Annotated in this window: 29 protein-coding genes, 1 tRNA gene, 1 riboswitch and 1 other annotated feature; of the genes, 1 reads left to right on the top strand and 29 read right to left on the bottom strand. The window is 44.8% G+C overall.

Annotated elements, in window-relative coordinates; translation table 11 throughout:
* Positions 1-17: 17 nt before the first annotated feature.
* From rplJ to EC328_RS09005, 20 genes are all read right to left on the bottom strand, one after another.
* Positions 18-545, bottom strand: coding sequence for a 50S ribosomal protein L10 (gene rplJ / locus EC328_RS08915; protein WP_128427036.1), 528 nt, complete (start codon positions 543-545; stop codon positions 18-20).
* A gap of 22 nt (positions 546-567) precedes the next feature.
* Positions 568-695 (bottom strand) — a sequence feature (ribosomal protein L10 leader region).
* A 34-nt stretch (positions 696-729) separates the two neighbouring features.
* Complete coding sequence (rplA, locus tag EC328_RS08920) at positions 730-1,428, bottom strand: 50S ribosomal protein L1 (protein ID WP_128426466.1); 699 nt, start codon at positions 1,426-1,428, stop codon at positions 730-732.
* 46 nt (positions 1,429-1,474) lie between these two features.
* On the bottom strand, positions 1,475-1,900 hold the full coding sequence (gene rplK / locus EC328_RS08925; RefSeq protein WP_128426467.1) for a 50S ribosomal protein L11: 426 nt from the start codon (positions 1,898-1,900) through the stop codon (positions 1,475-1,477).
* An 89-nt stretch (positions 1,901-1,989) separates the two neighbouring features.
* Entirely contained in the window at positions 1,990-2,544 is a 555-nt protein-coding gene (nusG, locus tag EC328_RS08930) for a transcription termination/antitermination protein NusG (RefSeq protein WP_128426468.1), read from the bottom strand.
* A 39-nt stretch (positions 2,545-2,583) separates the two neighbouring features.
* Positions 2,584-2,796, bottom strand: coding sequence for a preprotein translocase subunit SecE (gene secE / locus EC328_RS08935; RefSeq protein WP_128426469.1), 213 nt, complete (start codon positions 2,794-2,796; stop codon positions 2,584-2,586).
* Positions 2,797-2,821: 25 nt separating this feature from the next.
* Complete coding sequence (gene rpmG / locus EC328_RS08940) at positions 2,822-2,971, bottom strand: 50S ribosomal protein L33 (RefSeq protein ID WP_128426470.1); 150 nt, start codon at positions 2,969-2,971, stop codon at positions 2,822-2,824.
* 194 nt (positions 2,972-3,165) lie between these two features.
* Positions 3,166-4,359: an elongation factor Tu gene (gene tuf / locus EC328_RS08945; protein ID WP_128426471.1), complete on the bottom strand. Its 1,194-nt coding sequence runs from the start codon at positions 4,357-4,359 to the stop codon at positions 3,166-3,168.
* Between the two features lie 64 nt (positions 4,360-4,423).
* Positions 4,424-4,499 (bottom strand) — tRNA-Thr (locus tag EC328_RS08950).
* Positions 4,500-4,543: 44 nt separating this feature from the next.
* Complete coding sequence (gene sigH, locus EC328_RS08955) at positions 4,544-5,185, bottom strand: RNA polymerase sporulation sigma factor SigH (protein ID WP_128426472.1); 642 nt, start codon at positions 5,183-5,185, stop codon at positions 4,544-4,546.
* A gap of 31 nt (positions 5,186-5,216) precedes the next feature.
* Positions 5,217-5,738 carry an NYN domain-containing protein gene (locus EC328_RS08960; protein ID WP_128426473.1) on the bottom strand — a complete coding sequence of 174 codons (522 nt, stop codon included), beginning with the start codon at positions 5,736-5,738 and terminating at the stop codon, positions 5,217-5,219.
* On the bottom strand, positions 5,725-6,468 hold the full coding sequence (gene rlmB, locus EC328_RS08965; RefSeq protein ID WP_128426474.1) for a 23S rRNA (guanosine(2251)-2'-O)-methyltransferase RlmB: 744 nt from the start codon (positions 6,466-6,468) through the stop codon (positions 5,725-5,727). Before rlmB ends, EC328_RS08960 begins: the two co-directional genes overlap by 14 nt.
* Before the next feature lie 20 nt (positions 6,469-6,488).
* Complete coding sequence (thyX, locus tag EC328_RS08970; RefSeq protein ID WP_128426475.1) at positions 6,489-7,265, bottom strand: FAD-dependent thymidylate synthase; 777 nt, start codon at positions 7,263-7,265, stop codon at positions 6,489-6,491.
* Positions 7,266-7,276: 11 nt separating this feature from the next.
* Positions 7,277-7,714, bottom strand: coding sequence for a Mini-ribonuclease 3 (locus EC328_RS08975; protein ID WP_128426476.1), 438 nt, complete (start codon positions 7,712-7,714; stop codon positions 7,277-7,279).
* Entirely contained in the window at positions 7,699-9,093 is a 1,395-nt protein-coding gene (cysS, locus tag EC328_RS08980) for a cysteine--tRNA ligase (RefSeq protein ID WP_128426477.1), read from the bottom strand. Before cysS ends, EC328_RS08975 begins: the two co-directional genes overlap by 16 nt.
* A 134-nt stretch (positions 9,094-9,227) precedes the next feature.
* On the bottom strand, positions 9,228-10,703 hold the full coding sequence (gene gltX / locus EC328_RS08985; RefSeq protein WP_128426478.1) for a glutamate--tRNA ligase: 1,476 nt from the start codon (positions 10,701-10,703) through the stop codon (positions 9,228-9,230).
* 43 nt (positions 10,704-10,746) lie between these two features.
* Positions 10,747-12,471: a proline--tRNA ligase gene (locus tag EC328_RS08990; protein ID WP_128426479.1), complete on the bottom strand. Its 1,725-nt coding sequence runs from the start codon at positions 12,469-12,471 to the stop codon at positions 10,747-10,749.
* A 281-nt stretch (positions 12,472-12,752) separates the two neighbouring features.
* The gene (gene ispF, locus EC328_RS11650) at positions 12,753-13,229 is read right to left on the bottom strand and encodes a 2-C-methyl-D-erythritol 2,4-cyclodiphosphate synthase (RefSeq protein ID WP_206363844.1); all 477 of its coding nucleotides are present in this window, start codon (positions 13,227-13,229) and stop codon (positions 12,753-12,755) included.
* A 9-nt stretch (positions 13,230-13,238) separates the two neighbouring features.
* Positions 13,239-13,967 (bottom strand): 2-C-methyl-D-erythritol 4-phosphate cytidylyltransferase, encoded by a 729-nt coding sequence (gene ispD / locus EC328_RS11655; protein ID WP_206363845.1) that lies wholly within the window; start codon positions 13,965-13,967, stop codon positions 13,239-13,241.
* Positions 13,968-14,000: 33 nt separating this feature from the next.
* Complete coding sequence (locus tag EC328_RS09000; RefSeq protein ID WP_128426480.1) at positions 14,001-15,107, bottom strand: PIN/TRAM domain-containing protein; 1,107 nt, start codon at positions 15,105-15,107, stop codon at positions 14,001-14,003.
* A gap of 64 nt (positions 15,108-15,171) precedes the next feature.
* Positions 15,172-15,669, bottom strand: a complete 498-nt coding sequence (locus tag EC328_RS09005) for a CarD family transcriptional regulator (protein WP_128426481.1) — start codon at positions 15,667-15,669, stop codon at positions 15,172-15,174.
* Between the two features lie 227 nt (positions 15,670-15,896).
* Between EC328_RS09005 and EC328_RS09010 the strand changes: the two genes are divergently transcribed.
* Positions 15,897-16,298 (top strand): DUF1573 domain-containing protein, encoded by a 402-nt coding sequence (locus EC328_RS09010; RefSeq protein WP_128426482.1) that lies wholly within the window; start codon positions 15,897-15,899, stop codon positions 16,296-16,298.
* A gap of 25 nt (positions 16,299-16,323) precedes the next feature.
* On the opposite strand, the gene radA is transcribed toward EC328_RS09010, so the two are convergent.
* From radA to EC328_RS09055, 9 genes are all read right to left on the bottom strand, one after another.
* Entirely contained in the window at positions 16,324-17,694 is a 1,371-nt protein-coding gene (gene radA, locus EC328_RS09015) for a DNA repair protein RadA (protein WP_276318534.1), read from the bottom strand.
* Between the two features lie 17 nt (positions 17,695-17,711).
* Entirely contained in the window at positions 17,712-20,144 is a 2,433-nt protein-coding gene (locus EC328_RS09020; protein ID WP_128426484.1) for an ATP-dependent Clp protease ATP-binding subunit, read from the bottom strand.
* 12 nt (positions 20,145-20,156) lie between these two features.
* On the bottom strand, positions 20,157-21,173 hold the full coding sequence (locus EC328_RS09025; RefSeq protein ID WP_128426485.1) for a protein arginine kinase: 1,017 nt from the start codon (positions 21,171-21,173) through the stop codon (positions 20,157-20,159).
* On the bottom strand, positions 21,166-21,654 hold the full coding sequence (locus tag EC328_RS09030) for a UvrB/UvrC motif-containing protein (RefSeq protein WP_164906085.1): 489 nt from the start codon (positions 21,652-21,654) through the stop codon (positions 21,166-21,168). Before EC328_RS09030 ends, EC328_RS09025 begins: the two co-directional genes overlap by 8 nt.
* Before the next feature lie 15 nt (positions 21,655-21,669).
* Complete coding sequence (locus EC328_RS09035) at positions 21,670-22,125, bottom strand: CtsR family transcriptional regulator (protein ID WP_128426487.1); 456 nt, start codon at positions 22,123-22,125, stop codon at positions 21,670-21,672.
* 72 nt (positions 22,126-22,197) lie between these two features.
* Entirely contained in the window at positions 22,198-22,974 is a 777-nt protein-coding gene (locus tag EC328_RS09040) for a transglutaminase-like domain-containing protein (RefSeq protein WP_128426488.1), read from the bottom strand.
* Positions 22,975-22,987: 13 nt separating this feature from the next.
* A riboswitch (cyclic di-GMP riboswitch) is annotated at positions 22,988-23,061 on the bottom strand.
* Positions 23,062-23,176: 115 nt separating this feature from the next.
* On the bottom strand, positions 23,177-25,246 hold the full coding sequence (fusA, locus tag EC328_RS09045; protein ID WP_128426489.1) for an elongation factor G: 2,070 nt from the start codon (positions 25,244-25,246) through the stop codon (positions 23,177-23,179).
* Between the two features lie 288 nt (positions 25,247-25,534).
* Positions 25,535-25,873 carry a cytoplasmic protein gene (locus EC328_RS09050; RefSeq protein WP_128426490.1) on the bottom strand — a complete coding sequence of 113 codons (339 nt, stop codon included), beginning with the start codon at positions 25,871-25,873 and terminating at the stop codon, positions 25,535-25,537.
* Complete coding sequence (locus EC328_RS09055; RefSeq protein ID WP_128426491.1) at positions 25,870-26,511, bottom strand: DNA-3-methyladenine glycosylase family protein; 642 nt, start codon at positions 26,509-26,511, stop codon at positions 25,870-25,872. Before EC328_RS09055 ends, EC328_RS09050 begins: the two co-directional genes overlap by 4 nt.
* Positions 26,512-26,557 lie beyond the last annotated feature (46 nt).

The following is a 26,557-nucleotide window of genomic DNA, read 5'->3' on the forward strand; positions in this document are numbered from 1 at the left end:
TCCGATTTGTATTATGCTTACGCACTCTTTTTCTCTGCTATTGCGTTAAGAGCAATAGCCAAGCCTCTGATCGTTCCCTGAAGAACATTTGCGAATCCCTGGATCGGTGCATTGAAACCACCCAGTACCTGTGCAATAAGAACTTCTCTTGGTGGAAGCTCTGCCAGGCTCTTTACTCCCTCAGCACTGATTACCTTGCCATCTACGATACCAGCCTTGATTTCCAGCTTGTCATTTGTCTTAGCAAATTCTGTTGAAATCTTTGCCGCTGAAACCGGGTCATTGATTCCGAAGGCAACTGCCGACGGCCCTTTAAGAAATTCATTGAATTCCTCTAATCCCAGCTCCTTGAATGCAAATCTCATCATTGTGTTTTTGTAAACCTTGTAGTCAACGCCCGCATCTCTGTATCTTTTTCTGAGTTCAGTCAGCTGAGCTACGTTAAGGCCTCTGTAATCGACCAACACCATTGATTGAGATGAACTGATCTTTTCTTTGATTTCCTCAACTATTTGAGCTTTCGCTTGAAGGGTTTGTTCCTTCACCATTGTTCACCTCCTGATTTCTTCTCCTAATAAACAAGGGTCTCACACGCAGACACGCAGAGACCCAAATAATCATATTTGTATTATCTCACCTCGGCAGGGTATTGAGCCATTGGCACCTGCTGTCTGCGGTTCCTTATTTAATTGACCCTTGAATTGTACCAGATGTATTCTACCGTGTCAACTACTCAGTGAGTTTTCCTGGATTGATTTTTACTCCAGGGCCCATAGTGCTGGCAACTGTTACGGTTCTAAGGTATTTACCCTTTGCTGCTGCCGGCTTAGCCTTTATCAATGCCTCTACGATAGCCTGGAAGTTTTCTCTAAGCTTATCGGTTCCGAAGGAAACTTTTCCTATGGGAACATGCACGATACTTGCCTTGTCTACTCTGTATTCTACCTTACCGGCCTTGATCTCATTAACAGCCTTTTCAATATCGAAGGTTACTGTTCCTGATTTTGGGTTAGGCATAAGTCCTTTTGGTCCAAGGACTCTACCTATTCTACCAACAACGCCCATCATGTCCGGAGTAGCGACTACTACATCGAAATCCAGCCATCCCTCGTTTTGGATCCTTGCAACCATTTCGTCTCCACCGACGAAGTCAGCGCCTGCATCCTCAGCTTCCTTTACCTTCTCGCCCTTGGCGATAACAAGTACTTTTCTTGTCTTTCCAGTACCATGTGGAAGGACTACTGCTCCTCTTACCTGCTGATCAGCATGTCTTGGGTCTACTCCAAGTCTTACTGACAATTCTATAGTTTCATCAAATTTGGCTTTGGCTGTTTGCTGAACAAGCTCCAATGCCTCTAATGTGTCATAGAGCTTTGTTCTATCAACAAGCTTCATGCTCTCCTGATAGTTTTTTCCTCTCTTTGGCATAACTTAAAACCTCCTCGTGGTATTAGCGATCAAATCTCCCACATAATTATTGTTCTACCTCTACTCCCATGCTCCTTGCTGTTCCTGCTACCATGCTCATCGCTGCCTCTACTGATCCAGCGTTTAGGTCAGGCATCTTTGTCTCAGCTATTTGTCTTACCTGAGCTTGGGTCAGCTTAGCTACCTTTTTCTTGTTAGGTTCCTTTGAACCTGACTCGATTCCGACAGCCTTCTTAATAAGAACCGGTACCGGCGGAGTCTTCGTTATAAAAGTAAAGGATCTGTCCTGATATACTGTCAGTACAACCGGAATGATCATGCCTGCCTGGTCTGCTGTCCTTGCGTTGAACTCCTTAGTAAACTGCATTATGTTTACACCATGGGGTCCCAATGCTGTACCTACAGGTGGGGCTGGTGTTGCCTTACCTGCCGGGATTTGCAATTTTACTAGAGCTATGACTTTTTTTGCCATAATTCCACCTCCTCATTTCATTGTGGTTTAGCGGGAAAATCCCTCCCACTGCACTTCCTATTTATAAAGCAATATTGCTTATAAACCGATTACATTTTTTCTATCTGATCAAATTCAAGCTCCACCAATGTCTCCCTCCCGAACATGGAAACATAGACCTTTGCCTTGCGCTTCTCCATGCTGATGGTGTCGATGGTTCCGATAAAGTTTTCGAAAGGACCAGTGATAACCTTCACAACATCCTTGGACTTGAAGTCGACCAAAGGCATTACTACCTTTTCCTGAACTCCCAGTGCTCTTACTTCTGAATCGGATAGAGGTACGGGCTTTGACGAAGGTCCGACAAATCCGGTCACTCCCCTGGTGTTCCTTACTAGATACCAGGATTCGTCATTTATTATCATTTTGACGAGAACGTAGCCTGGGAACATTTTTCTTTCCTTCAGCTTCTTCTTCCCAGACTTGGTTTCTATATACTCTTCCGTAGGCACCGCCACTTCGAATATATCATCCCTCATCCCTCTGTTTTCCACCATTTTTTCAAGGTTGGCCTTCACTTTGTTTTCATGACCAGAATAAGTGTGGACTACATACCATTTTGCTTGTTTGGCTCTTTCTTCCCTACTTAATTCTTTGTCCGTCATAATGCACAGGACCTATACAGGCCCTTCCCTCCCTTGTATTTAAGAAATAATAAGTGATAAAATACCGCCTATTCCAAGATCCAGAACATATACTACCAGCGCTGTAAGGACACTGATAAATAATACTACACCTGTGTAGTTGATTAGCTCTTTTTTATTTGGCCAAAGAACTTTCTTTAGCTCAAACTTGACCCCTCTGAAGTAAGTGGCTATTTTATCCTTGAATTTAACAGTTTCAGTTCCTGCCGCCATTGTTTCACATCCTTACTTTGAGTTATTATTTTGTTTCCTTGTGAGCAGTGTGTGTCTTGCAGAACTTGCAGTATTTTTTAAGCTCAATTCTTTCAGTCGTGTTTTTCTTGTTCTTCTTAGTGATGTAATTTCTTTGCTTGCACTCAGTGCACGCCAATGTGACTCTGTCTCTCATTTATCACACCTCCTACCCTTTCCCGATTCCGAAATTCTATGTCAATAAAAGTATCAGGGCACAATATCCCATTATTTTAAGACTACTAATATAACCTATCATAAATAAAAAATGCTGTCAATAAATTTATTGACCCGTTTGAGCCTGCGGGAATCATTAAAAAGACCAGGTCAAAAGACCCAGTCTTTTATAAATTATTCGTAAACCTTAGTTACAACGCCTGCTCCTACTGTTCTTCCGCCTTCTCTTATCGCGAATCTCAATCCCTCTTCCATCGCGATCGGTGTGATAAGCTCGATCGAAAATCTTGCGTTGTCTCCCGGCATTACCATCTCTACGCCTTCTTCAAGCTTGATATTGCCTGTTACGTCTGTTGTCCTGAAGTAGAACTGTGGTCTGTAGCCGTTGAAGAATGGGGTATGTCTTCCGCCCTCTTCCTTGCTCAGTACGAATACCTCTGAGTCAAACTTTGTATGGGGCTTTATTGACTTCGGCTTTGCAAGTACCTGGCCTCTTTCGATCTCAGTTCTTTGTACTCCTCTTAGAAGCACCCCTATGTTGTCTCCTGCCTGTGCCTCGTCAAGAAGCTTCCTGAACATCTCTACTCCGGTTACTACTACTGTTCTGGACTCTTCTGTTAGACCTACTATCTCTACGTTGTCGCCGGTCTTTACTACTCCTCTTTCTACTCTGCCTGTTGCTACTGTTCCTCTTCCTGTGATTGAAAATACGTCCTCTACTGGCATCAGGAATGGCTTGTCTATCTCTCTTTGTGGCTGTGGAATGTATGTGTCTACTTCTTCCATTAGCTTAACTATCTTGTCTCCCCATGGTCCCATTGGATCCTCAAGTGCCTTCAATGCTGATCCTGCTACGATCGGTGTGTTGTCGCCATCGAATTCGTACTCTGTCAGAAGCTCTCTTACTTCCATCTCTACAAGCTCGATTAGCTCAGGGTCGTCTACCATGTCTTCCTTGTTAAGGAATACTACTATCTTAGGTACTCCTACCTGCCTTGACAGTAGGATGTGCTCTCTTGTTTGTGGCATTGGGCCGTCTGCTGCCGATACTACAAGGATTGCTCCGTCCATCTGTGCTGCTCCGGTGATCATGTTCTTTACATAGTCAGCATGGCCTGGGCAGTCTACGTGTGCGTAGTGTCTGTTTGCTGTCTCATACTCTACGTGGGATGTAGATATGGTGATTCCTCTTTCTCTCTCCTCAGGTGCCTTGTCTATATGTGCGTAGTCGATGAATTCACCTGTTCCGAATCTCTTGTTCAACACTAATGTTATCGCTGCTGTCAGTGTGGTTTTACCGTGGTCAACGTGGCCTATTGTTCCTACGTTAACGTGGGGTTTCGTTCTTTCAAATTTTTGCTTACCCATTTCTTGATCCTCCCTTAATAATATTCTTCCTAAGAAAACTTATCCGGGTGTTTCTAATTTTATATGGAGCCCACGACCGGACTTGAACCGGTGACCTCTTGCTTACCATGCAAGTGCTCTACCTCCTGAGCTACGTGGGCTTACAGTATGTTATTTTACTATTGAACCATAGCCTTGTCAATACTCATTCTCCAATTATAAGGTATCTTTCGATTTTCCTTTTTACCCTTTGAAGCGCGTTGTCGATGCTCTTTACCCTACGGTTCAAGTTCGTCGCTATCTCCTCATAGCTTCTGCCCTCCACATAGGATTGGAGTACCTCCCTTTCAAGTGAAGTCAATAGTCCAAACAGCTTTTGCTCAATGCTGTCCATCGATTCCTTTCCAATTATAAGCTCCATGGGATCGGTCGACCTGCCTGAGCCTACAGTCTCCATAGCACTTGAACTCCCCTCGCCATAGGCTGGCTTGCTAAGGGAGACGTAGGTATTCAAGGGTATATGCTTTTGTCTTGTTGCCGATTTGATCGCCGTGATCATTTGTCTTGTAATGCAAATATCCGCAAAGCTCTTAAAAGATGATGCCTTATCCATGTCATAGGTTCGGATAGCCTTGTAGAGTCCTATCATACCCTCCTGCACGATGTCATCCCTGTCAGCTCCTACAATATAATAGGAGTGTGCCTTGATCTTCACGAAATCCTTGTACTTGTATATGAGGTGCTCAAGCGCAGAAATGCTGCCATCATTTGCTATGGCAACGATTTGTTCGTCTGTCTTTGTATCCAGATTCTCCTGTGGTTCGGATACTGTTCTGTCAATGCTCATTTCCACTCCTCCAGCAATCAAGTCATAATAACTATTTATCCCAATCTTTCAGCTTGTGGTGGACTCTGTCAGCGAGTCTGCCCAATTGGATATCGTTCTTCATATTTATCTTTTTCCTTTTTTTTGCAACAAGCCTCATCTCGTCATCGATCTCTGCCTCCAGCTCTCTGGCAGAAAGTCTGGTCCCGCCCCGGGAAAGTATTATCTCCTGCTCCGTTCTGTCCGAGGTTGCGACTCTTATCCTTTTTATTCGTCCAAGCTCATCGAGCATTTTCTCGATATAATGGTCTGCAAGCTCATTTTCCTTTGTATAAACAACCGTTATGCCTTTGTACTCCTCTTCCTTACGTATGCTTCCCTTTACCAGGTGAGCATCGAAAACTACAATGGTTTCTATTCCAGAATAATGGTGGTACTCAGAGAGTATCTCCAATAGCTCAAGCCTTGCCTGCTCAAAGTCGACCGCTGCAACTTCTTTAAGTCTGTCCCAGGAATTTATGATGTTGTAGCCGTCAACTACAAGCATCTCACTGTTCTTGCTATTCCCTGCCATGAGATTGTCTCACTGCCTCATAGATCAAAATGGAAGCCGCATTGGATGCGTTCAACGAGGATATTTTCCCCTTCATTGGAATGCTCACAAGAACATCGCACTTATCCTTGACCAACCTTGAGAGACCCTTGCCCTCGCCACCGATGACAATTCCTATTGAGCCGGTCATCTCAGTATCCGAGTAGGACTTCTCAGCCTCAGCATCGGCACCGTAGAGCCATAGTCCCTTTGCCTTCAGCTCATCCATCGTCTGAACTATATTGTTGACCTGGGCAATCTTCATATGCTCAACCGCTCCTGCAGAGCTTTTGTATACAGTCTGATTTACCATTGCCGATCTTCTCTTGGGGATTATTACTCCATGAACTCCAGCGCACTCAGCAGTTCTTATGATAGCTCCCAGATTATGAGTGTCCTCGACCCCGTCCAGTACAACTACAAAGGGCTTTTCTCCCCTTGCCTTTGCTTTAGACAGTATCTCATCCACAGACGAATATACAAACCCTGTGACAAGAGCCACTACCCCCTGGTGTGCGTTCCCCTGAGCCATTGAATCCAATTTTTTCTTGTCCACCTGCTGGACTACTATCTTCCTGTCCTTAGCGATGCCAATGATCTTTGTTATCGAGCCCTTCAGTTCTCCCTTAAGAACATAAAGCTTGTCTATCTGCTTCTCTGATTTCAAAAGCTCAAGTACGGGATTCCTGCCTGCAACATACATTTCATTCATATATTATTCTCCTCCAAAGGCTATCTTTGAGCCTCTCTATTCATATCTTCAAAAAATTCTCTTACTTCCACTATTTTGCCACAGGTCATGGCTCCCTCAGGACATGGGCCGTTCACACAGCCTGGGCCCGCATTCTTAAACAGGGTAGGATACACCTTCTTTACCTCTCTGAGCATCTCAATCCCAAGTCTTCTTATCTCCCACTGTGCTCTGTTGCAGGTTCTTAACGCAAAGAAGTTTAAGAGGCTCCTTGCATTCATAGTAACTACTATCTTCGTCTCGCAGGCATTGGGAAAAACATATCTCGCATCCTCGATGGCATCCTTTTCAGCTCTTTGCTTGGCGTCCTTTTCCTTTCTGCCCTGAGCAAGGTAAGCATCATAATGCTCCGCAAAGAGCACTTCAACAAGCTTATCATATGCTGCCTGGTCAGCCTCCATTGTCTTTATGAACAGCTCCCTGGCTTCAGGATTTTTTTCTATGCTTGGGGGGATGATGTATTCAAACTGATCAAGTCGTACATATCTTTGTGATTGCTGGGAATAACTGGCTATCCTGTGTCTTACCAGCTGATGGGTAAGGGTCCTGGAAACCCCCTCTATTCCAAATGTGAAGCTCACATGCTCTATGGGGCTTTCGTGTCCCAGGTCCATTAAAAGGTCAAGAAAGTTATGGACTCTCTCCTCATCCTGTCCCTGCTCTATCTCATCGATTCCCACCGGAGAGTAGCACAGCTTTGCAGCAGAGGCTACAAGCTTCTCGCCATCAGGAGTATATCTTAGCAACTGTACCTTCATGGGGCCTCCTCCTATCCTTTGATCTTCTTAATGTCTTCAAACAGCTCCATCAGCCTCTCATCTCTCCCTGAAAGGTAGAGATAGCCCATGAGACACTCGAAGCCTGTGGCATATTTATAATCGATCAACTCAGCGTTTTTTGGCGAAGTGTTGGTCTTTGCATTCCTGCCCTTCCTGACCATCTCTCTCTCTCTGTTGTCCAGCTTATCGTCGAGGCTGTGGACCAACTCTGCCTGTGAGGCTGCACTGACGTAGCCAGTAGCCTTTTTATGGAGAAGCTTTGCGTTTTGATCCCTGTTAAGGATAACAGTTCTAACAAATAGCTCGTAGACTGCATCTCCGATATAAGCCAGCTGAAGGGGTGAAAGCATCTCCACATCCTCTCTGCTAAGTGACTGGTTCATTCGTCTGAATATGTTCAAATCATCAAGCTCTATGCTCTTTTCCATTTTACACCATCTTTTGTATCCTCAAGGATTATGCCTCTCTCCTTAAGGATATCCCTGATCTCATCCGATTTCTTAAAATCCTTGTTTGCCCTGGCTGCCGTTCTCTCCTCGATAAGCTTTATGATCTCATCATCGGGAAGCTCATCCTGCTTTGACAGTATCCCAAGGACCTTTGCCAGCTCCATGAGGGTATTCAGAGCGTACTCAGTCTCCTTATAGCCTGTGGTCTCGTCAACCTCTGAATTTGTGAACTTCACAAGGTCAAATACCGAAGCGACAGCATCTGCAGTATTAAGGTCATCCTCCATGCTGGCAATAAAGCTGTCTCTGAATGAATCCACTTTTAAAGCGAACTCCTTATCAAGTTCCGAATCTTCCTTACCTGCTCTTTCAAGGCAATATTCCAGGTGCTTCTTTGCATTGTAAAGTCTCTCAAGGCCATTCTTATTCTGATCCATAACCTCTCTGCTGAAATTTATCGGTGATCTGTAATGTGCTGAAAGCAGGAAGAATCTTAAAACCTCAAGGTCGTATTCCTGGTGGATCTCCTTTATTGTAAAGAAATTCCCAAGGGATTTGGACATCTTCTGATTGTCAACAAAAAGCATCCCGTTGTGAAGCCAATAGTTGGCAAATGGCTTTCCTGAAAGCGTCTCCGACTGGGCGATCTCGTTCTCGTGGTGAGGAAACTGAAGATCCTCTCCGCCTGAATGGATGTCGATCGTCTCGCCCAACAGCGCCTTTGCCATAACCGAGCACTCAATATGCCAGCCTGGTCTTCCCTTGCCCCACGGGCTGTCCCATGATGGCTCGCCGGGCTTTTCCTTCTTCCACAGAACAAAATCCAGAGGATTTCTCTTGTCCTCATTTACCTCGATCCTGGCACCGCTTTGCAGCTCATCAATGTTTTTTTTGCTAAGCTTTCCATAATCCTTTGCGCTTTCTATGCTGAAGTAAACATTGCCGTCTACTGCATAGGCGGCACCCTTTTTCTCCAGCTCAGCGATAAACTGGACCATTTGGGAGATGTAGTCAGTTGCTTTTGGATGCACGGTATTGTAATCGTAGATATTTAGTCCCTGTGCGTCCTCCTTAAAGGCAGCTATATATCTGTCTGCTACCTCCTTGACGGTTATATTCTCCTCATTGGCCTTATTGATCAGCTTGTCATCGATATCCGTAAAGTTGACTACGAATTTAACGTCGTAGCCTCTGTATATGAAAAACCTTCGCAATGTGTCGAATACAACCAGCGGTCTTGCATTCCCAACATGGATAAAGTTATAGACAGTAGGTCCGCAATTGTACATGGATACCTGACCTTCTACCACAGGCACGAATTCTTCTTTTCTTCTGGTTAGTGAATTGTACAGCTTCATATGCTTACCTCCTGATCTTATTTAATGCAAAAATCGTCTCTGATTACGGAGACGATTTTTAAGTATTCGTTGTTAAAGCATCTCCTGCTATCAAATCCATTCTACACGATTGAGATGCTTATTTCAATAGGCGCCTACCTGTTGAGTATGGCGTCTGCCCTTGATATTATCCTGTCTTTGCCAAGAAGGTACAGCACATTGACAAGCTCAGGACCATGAACGCTTCCAGTGAGAGCTACCCTTACAGGCATGAAGAGGTTTTTCCCCTTAATGCCTGTCGCCCCCTGAATTAGCTTCATAAAGCCCTTGGCATATTCCATATCGATCATATCTATCTTTTCAAGCTCAGCCTTGATAGCCTGCATAAGGACCTTGGCATTTTCATTTTCAAGATGCTCTGCATAAGCCTCCTCCTCTATTTGAAGCTTATCCTTGAATATGAAATCCACCTTCTCAGGCAATTCCGAAAGTGTAGACATCCCTTCCCGTACGGTGTCTATAAGGATATTCAGCCATTCTTCATTTTCATTGACGAACACATCATCTATAAATCCAGCTTCAACAAGATACGGAACACTTAGTGCGCTGATCTCCTCTACGGACTTGCTCCTTATATAGTGTCCGTTGACCCAATCCAGCTTATCCTTGTCAAATATCCCGCCGGTCTTGGATACTCTTTCGAAGGAAAATCTTTCGACCATATCCTCCATGGAAAGGATCTCCTCATTGTCCTCAGGACTCCAGCCAACCAATGCAAGGTAATTCACAAGCCCTTCAGGCAGGTAGCCCTTAGTTCTGAAGTCATCCACAGAAACATCTCCGTGTCTCTTTGACAGTTTCTTCCTTTCCTTATTAAGGACAGTAGGCAGGTGAACATAGGTCGGTTTTTCCCATCCGAAGGCCTCGTAAAGATAAATATGCTTGGGAGTTGAAGGCAGCCACTCCTCGCCCCTTACTATATGGGTTATCCCCATCAGCTGGTCATCGACTACTACAGCCATATGGTATGTCGGGTACCCGTCTGATTTCAATAGAACCTGATCGTCTATGTCATTGGTGTTAATGGTTATGTCGCCTCTCACTAAATCATGGAAGTGTATGTCCCTGTTGTAAGGGAGCTTCAGTCTTACGACGTGCTCCTCCCCTGCCGCTACTCTCTTCCTTGCATCCTCAAGAGGAATATTCCTGCAGAAGCCGTCGTACTTTGGTACCATGCCCTTGATTTTCTGCTCTTCCCTTACCGCCTCCAGCCTGTCCTTTGAGCAGAAGCAGTAGTAGGCGTGTCCTTTTTCAAGAAGCTCATCGACATACTTCCTGTAGATTGGAAGTCTTTTTGACTGGACATATGGACCGTATTCTCCTCTTTCCACAATATGTCCATCCTCAATGAACACTCCTTCATCGTACTTTATTCCAGCCCATTCCAGAGAATGGATAAGATTCTCTATAGCTCCTTCAACAAACCTGGTCTGGTCAGTATCCTCTATCCTTAATACAAATTTGCCGCCATTTCTTTTGGCAAACAGATAATTGTAAAGAGCTGTCCTGAGTCCACCGATATGAAGATATCCGGTAGGGCTGGGGGCAAATCTCACTCTGATCTCACTCATTTACTGCACCTCCTGATAATCATCTATAAATCTACTCTTGATTTTATAACTTTAGTCCTGCTTCTGCAAATACTCCTTCAATTCTGCCCTTCAACTTATCAACAGTGATTTCTTCCTTGTTGTCACTGCTTCTAAGAGAAAATTCGATTACTCCCTCTGCTGCTTTCTTGCCAACAGTTATTTGTACAGGCACACCGATAAGATCTCTGTCGTTGAACTTGACCCCCACTCTCTCGTTCCTGTCGTCGAGAAGCGTTTCAACACCAAACGACGTCAGCATTGAGTAAAGTTTTTCTCCAAGCTCGGCTTGCTCCTCATTTCTGGAGTTTACTACGGTTATGATCGCATGGTAAGGAGCGGCAACAAGCGGCCAGTTGATACCCTTCTCGTCATGGTATTGCTCAACTATCGCAGCAACAGTCCTTGAGATTCCAACTCCGTAGCTTCCCATAACAAAGGGTTTTTCCTTGCCATTCACATCAAGGAAGGTTGCCCCAAGACTTGTGCTGTACTTGGTACCCAACTGGAATATGTTCCCTACCTCTATCCCTCTTGCCAGCCTAAGTGGTTCTCCGCAGACGGGGCAGCTGTCCCCTTCAACCACCATCAGAAGATCATCCGCAACCTCTCCGGTAAAATCTCTTCCGAAGTTCACGTTCTTCAAATGGTAGTCGGTTTCATTGCCTCCGACCACAAGATTGGCTATTTCGGTCACTCTCTTGTCAACAATGAGTCTTGTACCCTCCTTTAATCCAACAGGGCCTGTAAAACCTTTGTTCGCTCCAGTTATTGCTATTATCATATCCTCGTCAGCCATTTCAATCTCATGTCCTGCAGCTCCAAGGAAATTCGCCAGCTTTGTCTCATTAAGCTCTCTGTCTCCAGGTACCATAACAACTACAGGATTGCCCTGCACTGAGTATACAAGCGACTTACCAAACACGTATTTCTCAGTTCCAAAAAATTCCACAAGCGCGTCTATAGTCTTTACCTCAGGTGTCTTGACTCTTTCCATCTGAAGTTGTTCCCTGCTGTGTTCCCGAGTTTTGTAAACCACTGCAGACTTTTCATCCGTAGCCGCAAAGTCGCAATGATCGCAATAGGCGACAACTCCCTCTCCAACGTCACTCATGGCCATGAATTCGTGGGATATCTTCCCGCCCATGGCACCAGTGTCTCCCTGAACCACCTTGTAATCCAGCTTTAATCTTGTAAAGATTGCATCATAGGCGTCCCACATCTTTTGATATGCTTCCCTCATGCCGTCATCATCAATGTCAAAGCTGTAGGCATCCTTCATTATGAACTCACGACACCTCATTAGACCGAATCTTGGCCTTTTTTCATCCCTGTACTTCGTCTGGATCTGATAAAGATTCAAGGGCAGCTGCTTGTAGGATCTGATTTCATCCTTTACAAGATCAGTAAAGTATTCCTCATGTGTAGGCCCCAGACAAAACTCTCTGTCGTTCCTGTCCTTCAGTCTCCACATCTCAGGTCCGAAATTTGCCCATCTTCCAGATGCCTCCCAAAGCTCTCTTGGCTGGATAGCAGACATTAGGAGCTCCTGGGAGCCTGCTCTGTCCATTTCCTCTCTTACAACCTGCTCCACCTTTCTGATGGTCCTGTAGCCCAATGGCAGATAGGAATACACTCCGCTTACAAGCTTTCTTATCATGCCTGCCCTAAGGAGCAGCTGATGACTTGGTATTTCGGCCTCTGAAGGCACCTCTCTAAGGGTTGGCATATACATCTTTGACATTCTCATTCGATTCACCTCGTTGGTATAGTTTTAAGCTTACAAAAACCCCTCGTCTCAGCAAGAGACGAAGGGTCGATTCCGCGGTACCACTCTTATAAACCACATTGGTTCACTTTATGGCTATAACGCTGCCTTGCGTCTGGTGCTCCAGATACTCCGGGACGGGTTTGCGATACAGCGGGCCAGAGATCTTTTCAGCCTCGGATCTCCTCTCTTAGACCATGAAAACCGCTACTATTCCCCTTCTTCGTCAATATTGATTAGTTTACACAAATGAACCTTTGTTGTCAATCCATTTTTTCTATCAGGCAAACTGCCTGAGCTGATATACCTTCCTCTCTTCCCTCAAATCCGAGCCACTCGGTGGTGGTGGCTTTGATACCTATGTTATCAGGCGAGGTTTCAAGCACTTCAGCAATATTTACCCTCATCTTGTCAATATGAGGTGCAAGCTTTGGCCTTTGCGCAGCTACGACACAATCGGCATTCACCAATCTGTATCCCCTGGAGCGCATTATATCCTTTACTCTTCCAAGGAGAATAAGGCTTGATATATCCTTATAGCTTTGGTCAGTGTCGGGGAAATGCTTCCCGATGTCACCCTCAGCCATCGCACCCAATATTGCATCCATCAGGCTGTGGACCAGGACATCCGCATCCGAGTGTCCCAATAAGCCCTTCTCGTGCTCGATCTCAACTCCGCCCAGAATAAGCTTTCTACCCTCAACCAGCTGATGCACGTCGTATCCTATACCTATCCTCATTTACTCCTCCTATAGGCTTTCAGAATTTATTGCACCGGTATATTTGCCCGCAGCTATAAGCTCTGCAACTACCAGATCCTCCGGCGTGGTGATCTTTATATTATCGTAGCTCCCCATAAGCATCGTTACAGGGTAGCCTTTCTTCTCAACAAGAGAGCTGTCATCAGTTCCAAGTATGCCCTCTGAGAAGGCATACTCATAGCCCTCCTTCAAAAGCTTTGTCTTAAAGCATTGTGGAGTCTGAGCTGCCCACAGCAGTGACCTCTTCGGAGTATGGTGCACAATATCGCTGTCATCAACTACCTTTATAGTATCCTTCAGGGGAACGCCGATAACACAGGCTCCAAGCTCATAGGCACCCTTTATCCCCTTTAGGATGGATTCCTGTCTTACAAATGGACGTGCACCATCGTGCGTCAGTACTATATCCGCCTTCTCATTCAGAGCCATGATCCCATTGTATACAGAATCCTGTCTTTCCTTGCCACCCTTGATAATGTTTGAGACCTTCTTGAAGCCATACCTTCTTACGATCTCCTTGCGGCAGTAATCAACCTCATTCTCCTTTGTTACCACGATTATCTCATCTATATATCTGCACTGCTCAAACTTTTCAATGGTATGAGCCAGTATGGGCTTGTTGTCTATTACTATAAATTGCTTGTTTATCTTGCTTCCCATCCTGTTGCTCATTCCAGCAGCTGCTATTATTACCGATACGTAATTACCCTTATACATTCCTTCACCCCGTATACTGATAAGGTAATAGCCTTAGACTACTTTGTCATACAAAACCTTTGGCTTTGCGAAGATCATTCTGCCTGCAGATGTTTGAAGTACAGATGTAACTATTACATCAATGGTTTCACCAATATACCTTTTCCCGCTCTCTACTACGATCATTGTACCATCGTCAAGATATGCAAGACCCTGACCGGATTCCTTTCCATCCTTAACAACCTGTACTACCATTTCCTCACCAGGGAGAACCACCGGCTTCACTGCATTTGCAAGCTCATTGATATTGAGGACTTCTATTCTCTGAACCTCGGCAACCTTATTCAGGTTATAGTCGTTGGTGATTATCTTGCCCTTTAGCATTTGAGTCAGCTTTAGAAGCTTAGAGTCCACCTCGGCGATATCGTCAAATTTCTTGTCGTGGATTATGATTTCAGTATCCAGTTCGTTTTGGATCCTGTTCAGAATATCAAGACCTCTTCTTCCTCTGTTTCTCTTAAGTCCGTCAGATGAATCTGCGATATGCTGAAGCTCTGCCAGTACGAATTCCGGTATTACCAGAGGTCCTTCTATAAAGCCAGTCTTGACTATGTCTGCTATCCTGCCGTCGATTATTACGCTTGTGTCAAGTATCTTTGGACAGGATCTGCCAGCCTTTGCCTTGTCCTTTGAGCTTTTTCTTCCGCTTGCCACATTACCTGCAAAATTCCCCAGAGTATTGGAAATATCATCTATATTCTTGGTCGGTATCTTTATTCCAAGATAACCGAATAATCCGTAGAGAACTATAGATGCTATGACTCCCACATAAGGGATGCTGATCCTGTATAGGGGCTGACTCAGAAGATATGCTATGACAAGCCCTATGATCAGTCCAATAGCTCCCAGAGCTATGTTCTGAATCGAGAATTTCTGAATCTCCGTTTCTATCAGCCTAGCTATGTTTTGCCCTTTTTTCATGATCCAGGAAGAAAAAATAAAAAATATAATTCCAAAGGTAAAAATAAATAGTAGGATCACGGCAAACTCAGTTGCTCCTGTAAGATTGAATAGCTGAAATTCCCGGATAAGATTGTAAGCCAGATATCCTATCAGCATTCCAAATAATCCAATCAATATTCTTAAAATCCTTTTGACCATACACTCACCTCCAATAAACAACACATATTATTATACTTCGTTTTCAGTACAATTACCATAAAATTTATTCATCTATGTTCTCTGATTCCATGATTGCATCATGGACCAGCTTCTCGACTTCAGTCATAGCCGTTCCGGATGCCAGAACAAGTTCACTTAAAAGCATCTGTCTTGCATTGCCCAGCATTTTTCTTTCACCAGTTGACAATCCCTTCTTATCGTCAAGTATGGTTAAATTTCTTACTACAGCAGCTATCTCCTCTATGTCTCCGGTTTTGATCCTGTCCATGTTCATCCTGTAGCGTCTGTTCCAATTCTGAGGCATGGTGCTTCTGCGTCCTTTAAGGATATCCATAACACCTTCGATTTCTTCCTTATCAATAATATATCTGACTCCCACATCATCAACATTAGAAACCGGTACCATGACCTTCATGTCACCTATCGGCATACGAATTATGAAATATTCACGTCTTTCGCCAAGTATTTCCTTTATCTCAATATCTTCAATTATCCCTGCTCCATGCATTGGATACACTATCCTATCTCCAATTTGAAACATGTGATCCCCTCCTCAAATAACTTTACTTTTAAATTATAGCGCAAGGTGGCGATTATGTAAAGCTAATATATTATCACAGAACATTTCACAGTGTCAATACTATTTTTTCACCGCTTATACACATCCAAACCTGTAGTTGGATAGAGCAGATCATTAAGGGTTTGACAATGCAAGGAATGGAAAAGTATAATTAAGCTGAGGCTGAAAAAAGAGGAGGTAGGATGGATATGGGTAACAACGAAGCAAGACTGATAACTGAATTGCAGGAGCAGGCGGCCGAGGTATTGGTCAGACACAGAAGTATACTGGACATCATGACCAAGCTGGATGAATACAATGCCAGAATCAACAGGGCAATCGCCAAATCCGTTACCTTCTGCGGCTGTATAGAGATCAATGCAAAAAAGCAGGACTTTAATTCGACCTCGCTTAACGATATGCTGGGTAAGATGGACTCACATATTGTTGGCGAGATATGCCCGAACTGCAAGGAGATACTGGAGCAGGAAATAGGAGCATATATGTTCTTCCTGGCTTCATTGGCCAACACCCTGGACTTTGATCTTTCAGGAACTATCGCTAAGGAACTGGACAGAACTAAAACCCTGGGAATATACGGAATGAAATAACGCAAGAGGTCAAGCCTCTTGCGTTTTATTTTAGCGTGGTATTTATTACTTCCTTCAGATTTCTGACTCTCTTTACACTTAGATTCTCAAACTTGGATTTCACAGAGGCATCAAAGGGAACGAATGCAGTTGTCATACCCATGCGATCAGCCTCTCTAAGTCTTCCATCCAGTGATGGGATCTTTTTTATCTCGCCCGTCAGGCCTACATCGGCCAGAAATACAGTCCCCGAGGGAATTGCCTGCCCTTTCACCGATGAGACGATACTCATGATCACTGCCAGGTTAGAAGATTGCTCCTTTAATTTTATCCCGCCTGTCGTCTTTATAACGACATTCTTGTCATAGAGAGGCATTCCTCCCCTTTGTTCCAAAATGGATATCAGTGTATTAAGCTGTTCTCTCTTAAGCGCTTCCCCGATCCTCGAGGGATAAGGTGTAAAGGAGTGAGAAACAAGTGATTCGACCTCAAGAATTATTGGCCTCGTTCCTTCCTTTACTACAGTAAGAGCACTCCCTGACACCTGGCTGCCTTCACTTCTCCTTGTCATAAAGTACTCAGACGGGTTGTCTATTGAAAGCAAGCCTTCCTCTGTCATATTGAAAAAACCCATCTCCCCTGTAGATCCATACCTGTTCTTGGTTGAAAAAAGAGTCCTCAGCTCCTCGCTGGTGTCTCCCTCAATCACAAGCACTGTATCAACAAGATGCTCCAGAGCTCTTACTCCAGCCAGCTCATCCTCCTTGGTCATCTGCCCCACCACGAAAATCATCCTCGGCTTATTTGAGCTTTTAGCTACCTTGACAAGCTCATAGGCACATTCCATCGTCTGTGTCGGCGACCCGGCTCTTGAACCGGGAAATGATTCCAGCACGAAGGTTTGGATGCTGTCGACTATCACAAAGTCAGGATCTACCTGGTCTATGACCCCGAGTACTGAATCCATGCTGTTGTCAGATACAATAAACAGATCGTCGCTTATATTTTTCAGTATCCTGTCAGCTCTTGCCTTTACCTGCGAGGTTGATTCCTCCCCTGTTGCATATAGTGCCTTTATGCCCTTTGCCGCAAGGTCATTTGCCACCTGAAGGAGAAGTGTCGATTTCCCTGCCCCGGGCTTTGCGGTCAGTATAGTAATGGAATCCCTGACTATGCCTCCGCCCATGACCCTGTCGAACTCCTCCAAAGAGGTTTTGATCCGCTCGCTGTTGGAGGTCTTTATCTGCTTTAGTCTTGTTATATCAGCCCTTGGCCTCCGTTCTGAGGTTGGGCCCTCCGGTGACCTTGAAAGCTCCTCAAAGGATCCAAAGGCACCGCATTCAGGGCACTTCCCCATGTATCCAACCATCTCATATCCACATACCTTGCATCTATTGATTTTAACGGTCTTAGCCAAAGGCATTCACTCTCCGATCAATGTTGTCTCTTTGTAAACTTAAGCTTCTCCCCGTCGTAGTCTGCCACAATTTCCTCATCTCTTGAAACGCTTCCCTTTAATATCTCCTCTGCCAGCTGATCCTCGATCATCTTTCTGATGGTTCTCTCAAGAGGTCTGGCTCCAAATACAGAATCAAAGCCCTGCTTGGCGATATATTTCTTCGTCTCATCCGATATTGAAATATTGACCCCTACCTTGCTCATCCTGGTTTCCAGATCCTTCACCATTATCTCCACTATTTCCATTATCTGTTCTTCCTTCAGACTATGGAATACGATGACCTCATCCAGCCTGTTGAGAAACTCAGGTCTGAAGGTCCCCTTAAGCTCCTCGGTGATTATTCCCTTCATTCTCTCGTATTCCTCCACCTCGGCATCGGAGGTTGCAGCAAATCCGAGCACATTCTGCTTCTTGAGAGATGTGGCTCCGGCATTGGAGGTCATTATTATTACAGTGTTCTTGAAATCCACTGTTTTCCCCTTGGAATCAGTAAGTCTTCCATCATCAAGTATCTGGAGCAGCATGTTGAATACATCGGGATGAGCTTTCTCTATTTCATCAAACAGTATCACAGAATATGGCTTTCTCCTTACAGCCTCAGTCAGCTGACCTCCTTCGTCGTAGCCTACGTATCCGGGAGGAGAACCAACAAGTCTTGAAACGGAGTGCTTCTCCATGTACTCGCTCATATCTATCCTTATCATGGCGTCCTCATCACCGAACAAAGCCTCCGCAAGTGCCTTGGCAAGATAAGTCTTTCCAACTCCCGTAGGTCCAACGAAGATAAAGCTTCCAATCGGTTTTTTCGGATCCTTAAGTCCTACCCTCGCTCTTCTGACAGCTGCAGATATAGACCTGACCGCCTGCTCCTGACCAACGACCTTCTTGTGGAGCAGCTCTTCCAGCTTCAGCAGCCTTTCGCTTTCCTCAGTTGTCATCCTGCTGACAGGCACTCCCGTCCAGCTTGAAACAATCTCAGCTACCTGATCATACCCGATGACAAGACTTGTCTCCTGCTTAAGTCTTTGCCACTTCAGCTTATTTTTCTCAATCATCTCCTTGGTGGTTTTCTCTTCATCCCTTATCCTTGCCGCCTTTTCAAAGTTCTGAGTGTTTATTGCTTCGTCCTTTTCGTGCTGCAGCTCCTCCAGTCTCTCCTCAAGCTTCTTTAGCTCTGTCGGTGCGACGTAGTTATTTACCCTCAGCTTTGAGGCAGCCTCATCTATTAGGTCTATGGCCTTGTCAGGAAGAAATCTGTCTGTAATGTATCTGTGGGAAAGCTCTGCCGCCGCTTCCAGAGCGTCATCCGTTATTTTTACGCCGTGGTGTGCCTCATACCTGTCTCTCAGGCCCTGTAGTATCTTTATGGTGTCGCTTACCGAGGGCTCTTCAACTATTATTGGCTGAAGCCTTCTTTCCAGGGCTGAATCCTTTTCAATATGCTTTCTGTACTCATCGATTGTAGTTGCCCCAACTATCTGGAGCTCTCCTCTTGCAAGAGTGGGCTTCAGTATATTGGATGCATCGATAGCTCCTTCAGCTGCCCCAGCTCCGACTATGGTATGCATCTCGTCAATAAATAGGATTACATCTCCCTGTTCCTTGAGCTCCTTCATAACTGATTTCAGTCTTTCCTCAAATTCGCCCCTGTACTTCGCTCCTGCTACCATCCCAGGAAGATCAAGGGTCACTATCCTCTTGTCTTTGATTATCTCAGGCACATCCCCCTCCACGATCTTCTGGGCTAAGCCTTCAGCGATCGCTGTCTTTCCAACTCCGGGCTCACCTATGAGCACAGGATTATTCTTTGTCCTTCTGCTAAGGACCTGAATGACTCTTTCGATTTCCCTGGTTCTTCCTATTACCGGGTCGATCTCTCCATTTTGAGCCATCTTATTGAGATCTATGCTGTATTTTTCAAGGTTTGTCGCCTGTTTTTTCTCATTGTTCGGGGTTTGCTGCTTTGCTGTAGTCTCAGTCATCCTCTTGGCTACCTCCTGGGCAAGCTTTGCGGGGTCTACTCCAAGCCTCTTAAGTATAGCAGTAGCTATGCCCTCACCTTCAGCTATAAGACCCAGAAGAAGATGCTCTGTGCTTACATAATTGTGCCCGAAGTTCCTGGCCTCGCCGAACGCCAGCTCAAATATTTTCTTTGTTCTTGGAGTCATCCCTACAATCTCAACGCTTTCAGGGCCCATTCCGACGATATCGTAAACCTCTTTCCTTGCCTTTTCAAGAGTCACTCCCATTTCCTTAAGGGTTACTGCAGCAATACCCTGCTCCTCAGCCATAAGTCCCAATAGCAGGTGCTCAGTTCCCACATAGTTGTGATTGAATTTCTTAGCTTCCTCCTGAGCAAGCATTATTGATTTTTGAGCTCTCTCTGTAAATCTTCCAAACATTCCCATACGTTACCTCCACTAATTAAAGTATTCTCTAAGCAGCTCAGCCCTGAGCATGTCTCTTTCAGCCTGGCTCATCGCTCTTCCGTAGCCGCTCTGTATGCTTCCTGCCTTTATCTCTATCATTTCCCTTATCAAATCGCTGCCGTTATAGCCCTCCAGCAAAGATACATCACACCCAAGCTTGATCACAGATATTAGCTCCATAGCCTCACGGGAGGAGATGGTCCTTGCATATCGCAATGCACCAAGAGCCCTGTAAACTCTGTCCTGAAACTCCAGATTCTTTTTATCAAGCAGGAACAGCCTCGTATTCCTTTCTCTCGTGATAAGCTGATGGACCACACGCTCAAGCTTCTCCAGAATCTCCTCCTCAGTCTCACCAAGGGTGAGTTGATTGGAAACCTGATACAGGTGGCCTACAGCCTCAGTACCCTCGCCATATATCCCTCTTATGGTAAGACCTATCTTCTTCAAAGCATCTATTATTCCCCCGATGTGTCCTGTTATGGATACAGCAGGCATATGGAGCATTACAGATGCTCTCAGTCCTGTTCCGGTATTTGTGGGACAAGCCGTCAGATATCCGTATTCTCCATCAAAGGCATAATCCAGTTTATCCTCAAGAGCGTCGTCAACCTGGGAGCAAAGCCCCCACCCTTCAGCAAGAGCCAAGCCCGGCAAAAGAGTCTGAAGCCTTATGTGATCCTCCTCGTTGACCATTATCGTTACCTTCTCATCTTCTCTTACGGAAAAACCACTCTTCTCAGACTGCTCTACCAATACGGGGCTGATCAGATGCTCCTCCATAAGTCTCATTCTTTCTCTGGGTTCCAGGGACGACATTTCAAAATGCCTGTAGCTGCCCTCCTCAAAGGAGCTGTCGATAGCATCCCTCACTATTTCAAGAACCTTTCTTGCCTCCTGCTGGTCGGCATATATTGGAAATGGATGCTCCCTAAGGTTCCTTGCTACCCTTATTCTGGTGCTTACAACAACATCATTGTAATCGGCGTCTGAAAGCCACTTAGTCATTGCTCTCACCTCTGTCCTTAAGCTCCAGCTGTTCCCTGACCCTCTTTATCTCATCTCTGATGACAGCTGCTTTTTCATACTCCTCAGCCGAGACAGCCTGCTCCAGCTGTCGGGTCAGCTCCTCGATATCCTTTTTCAGCTTCAATCTCGGGAAACCTCTTTTCGGCATCTTTCCCCTATGCTGAGTGTGTCCATGTATACCCTTGATCACGCCTTTAAGCTCATTTCCAAATGCCTCATAGCATTTTGCGCATCCAAGCTTGCCCGTTGCCTTGAACTTCTCATAGCTCAACCCGCATTCGGGGCATCTGGTATTTATTGCTAATCCCTCAAAAAGCTTGTGAAGCGGAAATTTACCTCCTATCTGGTCCTGGATACCTGCTGCACATATCTCACAAAGATGGTGCTCCTCAACTAATCCATTTATTACTCCCGTATAATGCACTCTTGCTTCTCTTTTTTTACACGATTCGCAAAGCATGACCATTCTCCTTATTTAATCTATAAGCACCAGTAGTATATTCCTCAAGACAGAAGCCCTTATGGCATTCTTGCTCCTTGCATCGCAGTCGAATGCACGATCGCTTATAGCAGCACGTACAATTTCCGCCTCTTTCTTATTTATTATGCCTTCCTCATTAAGTGCTGTTATGATCTCATTAGCCTTATGCTCAGTTATTGAATCTCCAAGGATGTTCTTCAGTATGTTGTTGATGTTGAGGTCATCCTGAAGCCTTACTTTTACTATCTTAATATACCCACCGCCGCCTCTTCTACTCTCGATATAGTATCCTTTATATGGGCTGAATCTCGTACTCAAAACATAATTGATCTGAGATGGTGCACAATCAAAATAGTTGGCCAGTTCATTCCTCTGTATCTCAATAATGCCGTCAGCCTGCTCCAACAGCTCCTTGATAAAGCTTTCAATGTTGTTGCTGAGTCCAGCCATATGATCAACTCCTTCCTGACTTTGACTTTCTTTGTCTTTTACCCTAAAAAATAACGCTTATTCAGCGTTATTTTAATACTCTTTAGTTTTTGTATAATCGACTGGATCCTGAAGCATTTCCCGTTCTATGCCTGCACTCTTATAGGCTGCATCGTAGGTTGTATCTATCAAGTGCCATTTACCGTCTATAAGGACCTCGTTCCAGGCGTGATACGCAGCAAGGTCGATCCTATAGCCCTTCACAAGCTTTGTTGGGATACCATTAAGACGCATCAGTCCTGCAAATAAAGCTGCGTAGTCGTAACATATACCCTTCCCGGAATCGATTGTATCGTCTATATTAGGAATATAATCCGCTTTCAGTGTGTTGATCTTATCAAAGTCGTAGCTAATGTTTCCGGTTATATAGGAATACACCGCACTGAGCTTTTCAGTGTCAGTCTTCTCACTTAGCCTCAATGCGTTTGAAAGCTCAGTCAGCTTCAAGGAACCGCTCCAGTAAACAGGCTGTGCCGATTCAATATATGAAGGATCTCCAATGGAATGGACACTCTCAGTACCTATAACCTGATATCTGTTTCCTTCAATATTCTTTAGTATCTTTATGGTGTATAAGCCTTCCCCCAGCTGCAATGGAATGGCTTCTCCTGCTCTTGTCAGGGGATAAACGTAGTTTTCGCCGCTCTTTTCAACCATTATTCTCATATCCGGACCATACAGAGCACTTTCTATCATTGCAGTGCCTTTTCCAGATGCGATTATATCATATGATGCGTCTCCAAAGGAGCTTGTCGAAAACCCAAATAAAAAGACAAATACCAACAGAAGGCAAATAGATCTACCCCGCACACTAAACTCTCCTTTCGGTAGCTGGCTGCCATTTCAGGCCCTATAGCTTTGCGTCCCTGGCTTTCGCCAGGTTTGCCTTTATCGTTTGACAGTTCAACGAGAGGATTCCTCCCTGTTACTTGTCAACTTAATTATACCACACAATAAGCTTTTGTAAACCATATAAAAGCCCGACTGATTTGATCAGCCGGGCAGACAGACATTAATGATTCTCTCTTTCAGCCTTGTATTCGTTTATGATCTTTTCTGCAATCATCGCAGGAACTTCCTCGTACCTTGTGAATTCCATTGTGAAGCTTCCTCTTGCCTGAGTCATGGCTCTTAAGTCTATTGCATACTCAAACATCTCAGAATGAGGTGCCTCGGCAGTTATCTTTTGTGAACCGTCAGCCTGCTGCTCCATTCCAAGGATCCTTCCCCTTCTTTTATTCATATCGCCCATAACATCTCCCATGTATGCTTCAGGGATAACTATGTCAACCTTTACGATCGGCTCCAGAAGAACTGGCTTTGCAGCCTCCATACCCTTCTTGAATGCAAGCTGAGCAGCCAATTTAAACGCCATCTCGTTGGAGTCAACGTCATGATATGAACCGTCAAACAATGTAGCCTTAACGTTAACTACAGGACATCCGGCAAGAATACCATGCTCAAGCGATTCCCTCAAGCCCTTCTCAACTGCAGGCCAGAAGTTTCTTGGGACAGAACCTCCGAAGATCTCTTCAGCAAAAACGAATTCTTCTTCGCACGGCTCAAACCTTATATGAACGTCTCCATACTGACCAGCTCCGCCTGATTGCTTCTTATGCTTGCCCTGAACGGAAGCAGTTCCCTTGATTGTCTCTCTGTATGCGATCTTAGGGCTCTTAAGAAGTACATCTACCCCAAAGTTTTGCTTAAGCTTGTCGACTATAACAGCAAGCTGCATGTTTCCCTGCCCGCCGATAAGAAGCTGCTTGGTCTCTGTATTTCTTTCAATGACGAATGTTGGATCCTCATCCATAAGCTTATTGAGGGATGTACCGATCTTTTCCTCGTCGCCCTTGTTCTTTGGCTCAACTGCCATGAAAAGTGTGGGCTGCGGATAGCTTATCGTATCGTAAAGTGTTTGGTTACCCTTATCGCAAAGGGTATCTCCTGTCTGGGTATAGTTGAGCTTTGACGTCGCTCCAATGTCCCCTGCCTGGATCTCAGTAACCTCAAGCTGGTTCTTTCCTCTTAGAAGGAACAAGCCGCCCAGCTTCTCAGTTTTATCCTTGGTAGAGTTGAATACCTCTGTATCCTTTGTTATCTTGCCTGAAACGACCTTAAACAAAGTCAGCTTGCCTACGAACGGGTCAACGATAGTCTTGAAAACTACTGCTGAGAACGGTTCGCTGACATCGACCTTTCTGATTATCTCCTTGTCGTCCTTGGTTCCCTTGAAGGTCCCTACGTCTGCAGGAGATGGAATGTATTTCCGGATCATTTCAAGTAGGAAGTCAGCGCCGATCGTTTTCTCAGCTGATCCAACCACCAATGGTGCCAGGTCTCCAGATGCAACCGATGCCTTTATTCCCTTTTCAACCTCTTCAGGAGTGAACTCCTCGCCCTCGAAGTACTTCTCCATGAGTTCCTCGTCTGATTCAGCAATTTTTTCCATCAGGCTTTCCCTGATTTCCTCCACCGCTGATTTCATGTCTGCAGGGACAGGTATCTCTTTCCTTACCTTCCCGTTGTATTCATACGCTTTTCCATCTATAACGCTAACGAAGCCCCTGAAATCGTTTGACAATCCGATTGGAAGAGCAAATGGTATGATCTTCTCGCCCAGCTCTGATTTCAGATCCTCCAGCAATTTTTCAAAGTTTATATTCTCCTTGTCCATCTTGTTTACGAAGACGATCCTTGGAGTTGAATATTTTTCAAGATTTTTCCATGCTTTCTCCGTGCCCACCTCTATCCCTGAGGATACGTCAACAAGAAGAATTGAGCCTTCACTTGCCCTTTTGGCACCGTACATCTCGCCTACGAAGTCGAAATATCCTGGAGTGTCAAGCAGATTGAATTTATAGTTGTCCCACTCAATGGGGATAACAGATGTTCCGATAGAGACCTTTCTTGCGATCTCCTGTTTGTCGAAGTCAGATACTGTATTTCCGTCAGTTACCTTTCCTTGTCTTGTAGTAACACCTGTTGCAAAGAGGATTGCTTCAGTTAAAGTGGTTTTTCCGTTGCTGCTGTGTCCAAGCAAAGCTACATTTCTGATTTTATCCGTAGGATAAGCTTTCAAGATACATTCCCCCCAACTAAATTTAAGTACAACGAGGCTAAAACATCCGCCAACTATTCACGCTGCACAGACCATTTTCGTACCCTATCACCCGGGACCTGACCATCTATTATGGAAACGGTATAGTGCGATTGCTACTGTTGATTCAAGATCATCTCAACCCTTTTAAATTAAAGCAATTTTCAAACAAGTTGAAATACTACACCCATACATTATAACATGAAACCTTTTCATAATCAAAAAATAATTTACCGGCACAGAGGCTACTCTGGTGCCGGTTTAACAGAGCTATAAAGTGATTATCTCGTATCCTTGTGCTAAGTACTGCTCCATCGAGGGATGTCCCTGAAGGTCTCCCTTAAGCGGTATTCCGGTTGTCTCGTTAAATTCAAGGCATCCAAGCTTTGCTGAACAAGCCCTGCATATGCAATCAAACAAGCCTTTCTCCTTGGCTTTAAGGTACAATGGGTTTTTTGATTCCTCAAGGGGCTTTAGTAGCTGCACTGCCTCTCCCTCCATCACTATTAACGCCTTTATCCCCTTTGAATCCAGATCCAGAGCATTCAAGAGCAGGTGGGCAAAGCACATCTCATTTCCTCTGAATGCAAAAAATGCAATTTTTCTCATATCAACTCCTCCTCGTATAATACAGATTCCCAGTTATCCATACCAGCAAGCTTCCAAAAATATAAGGAGGCAACTGTACAGTAAGGGCTCAGTTTAGCCCTGAGCAACTCAAAGTCAGTCTTTGAAAGCTCCTTGAGTCCATAAGCTCTCATTATGCCTCTCCTGATCCCCAAGTCCAGGTAGCTGAATACGTTTGGTCTCTGAAGGGAGAAAATCAACATCATTTCGGCTGTCCAGACCCCTACCCCCTTTAATGATACCAAGGTATCAATAACCTCCTGGTCATCCATTGAATACAGGGCATTAAAGTCTACTTCCCCTTCTATAGAAGCTCTTGCAGCCCCCATTATATACTCTGCTTTCCTGCCACTAAGACCGCATGACCTCAATTCCTCAAAGGACAACCTGGATATGCTTTCAACGGAGATTCCCCCGGCCTTTTGCGACAGCCTTTCCTTGACTGTTTCTGCTGCTTTGGTCGAGATCTGCTGGCTTATAATACTCGAAACCAAAGCCTTAAAAATATCAGGCTCTACAGCTCTTTCCACATGACCAAGAGAACCTATAAGTCTGTTCATTGTTTCATCTGAAAAGCGCAGATGATTCTTCTCTGTTTCACCATACTTAAATATTTCCATTGAATACCTCATTCGTTTCTTTATTTTATTAACATATGCTATAATC

Source organism: Gudongella oleilytica, from assembly GCF_004101785.1.
Taxonomy (GTDB): domain Bacteria; phylum Bacillota; class Clostridia; order Tissierellales; family Tissierellaceae; genus Gudongella; species Gudongella oleilytica.

Excerpts from the sequence above, each read along its gene's own strand:
- rplA (WP_128426466.1), bottom strand. The coding sequence starts at position 1,428 with ATGCCAAAGAGAGGAAAAAACTATCAGGAGAGCATGAAGCTTGTTGAT.
- rplK (WP_128426467.1), bottom strand. The coding sequence starts at position 1,900 with ATGGCAAAAAAAGTCATAGCTCTAGTAAAATTGCAAATCCCGGCAGGT.
- nusG (WP_128426468.1), bottom strand. The coding sequence starts at position 2,544 with ATGACGGACAAAGAATTAAGTAGGGAAGAAAGAGCCAAACAAGCAAAA.
- secE (WP_128426469.1), bottom strand. The coding sequence starts at position 2,796 with ATGGCGGCAGGAACTGAAACTGTTAAATTCAAGGATAAAATAGCCACT.
- rpmG (WP_128426470.1), bottom strand. The coding sequence starts at position 2,971 with ATGAGAGACAGAGTCACATTGGCGTGCACTGAGTGCAAGCAAAGAAAT.
- tuf (WP_128426471.1), bottom strand. The coding sequence starts at position 4,359 with ATGGGTAAGCAAAAATTTGAAAGAACGAAACCCCACGTTAACGTAGGA.
- sigH (WP_128426472.1), bottom strand. The coding sequence starts at position 5,185 with ATGAGCATTGACAGAACAGTATCCGAACCACAGGAGAATCTGGATACA.
- EC328_RS08960 (WP_128426473.1), bottom strand. The coding sequence starts at position 5,738 with ATGGCAGGGAATAGCAAGAACAGTGAGATGCTTGTAGTTGACGGCTAC.
- rlmB (WP_128426474.1), bottom strand. The coding sequence starts at position 6,468 with ATGAATGAAATGTATGTTGCAGGCAGGAATCCCGTACTTGAGCTTTTG.
- thyX (WP_128426475.1), bottom strand. The coding sequence starts at position 7,265 with ATGAAGGTACAGTTGCTAAGATATACTCCTGATGGCGAGAAGCTTGTA.
- EC328_RS08975 (WP_128426476.1), bottom strand. The coding sequence starts at position 7,714 with ATGGAAAAGAGCATAGAGCTTGATGATTTGAACATATTCAGACGAATG.
- cysS (WP_128426477.1), bottom strand. The coding sequence starts at position 9,093 with ATGAAGCTGTACAATTCACTAACCAGAAGAAAAGAAGAATTCGTGCCT.
- gltX (WP_128426478.1), bottom strand. The coding sequence starts at position 10,703 with ATGAGTGAGATCAGAGTGAGATTTGCCCCCAGCCCTACCGGATATCTT.
- EC328_RS08990 (WP_128426479.1), bottom strand. The coding sequence starts at position 12,471 with ATGAGAATGTCAAAGATGTATATGCCAACCCTTAGAGAGGTGCCTTCA.
- ispF (WP_206363844.1), bottom strand. The coding sequence starts at position 13,229 with ATGAGGATAGGTATAGGATACGACGTGCATCAGCTGGTTGAGGGTAGA.
- ispD (WP_206363845.1), bottom strand. The coding sequence starts at position 13,967 with ATGTATAAGGGTAATTACGTATCGGTAATAATAGCAGCTGCTGGAATG.
- EC328_RS09000 (WP_128426480.1), bottom strand. The coding sequence starts at position 15,107 with ATGGTCAAAAGGATTTTAAGAATATTGATTGGATTATTTGGAATGCTG.
- EC328_RS09005 (WP_128426481.1), bottom strand. The coding sequence starts at position 15,669 with ATGTTTCAAATTGGAGATAGGATAGTGTATCCAATGCATGGAGCAGGG.
- EC328_RS09010 (WP_128426482.1), top strand. The coding sequence starts at position 15,897 with ATGGGTAACAACGAAGCAAGACTGATAACTGAATTGCAGGAGCAGGCG.
- EC328_RS09020 (WP_128426484.1), bottom strand. The coding sequence starts at position 20,144 with ATGGGAATGTTTGGAAGATTTACAGAGAGAGCTCAAAAATCAATAATG.
- EC328_RS09025 (WP_128426485.1), bottom strand. The coding sequence starts at position 21,173 with ATGACTAAGTGGCTTTCAGACGCCGATTACAATGATGTTGTTGTAAGC.
- EC328_RS09030 (WP_164906085.1), bottom strand. The coding sequence starts at position 21,654 with ATGCTTTGCGAATCGTGTAAAAAAAGAGAAGCAAGAGTGCATTATACG.
- EC328_RS09035 (WP_128426487.1), bottom strand. The coding sequence starts at position 22,125 with ATGGCTGGACTCAGCAACAACATTGAAAGCTTTATCAAGGAGCTGTTG.
- EC328_RS09050 (WP_128426490.1), bottom strand. The coding sequence starts at position 25,873 with ATGAGAAAAATTGCATTTTTTGCATTCAGAGGAAATGAGATGTGCTTT.
- EC328_RS09055 (WP_128426491.1), bottom strand. The coding sequence starts at position 26,511 with ATGGAAATATTTAAGTATGGTGAAACAGAGAAGAATCATCTGCGCTTT.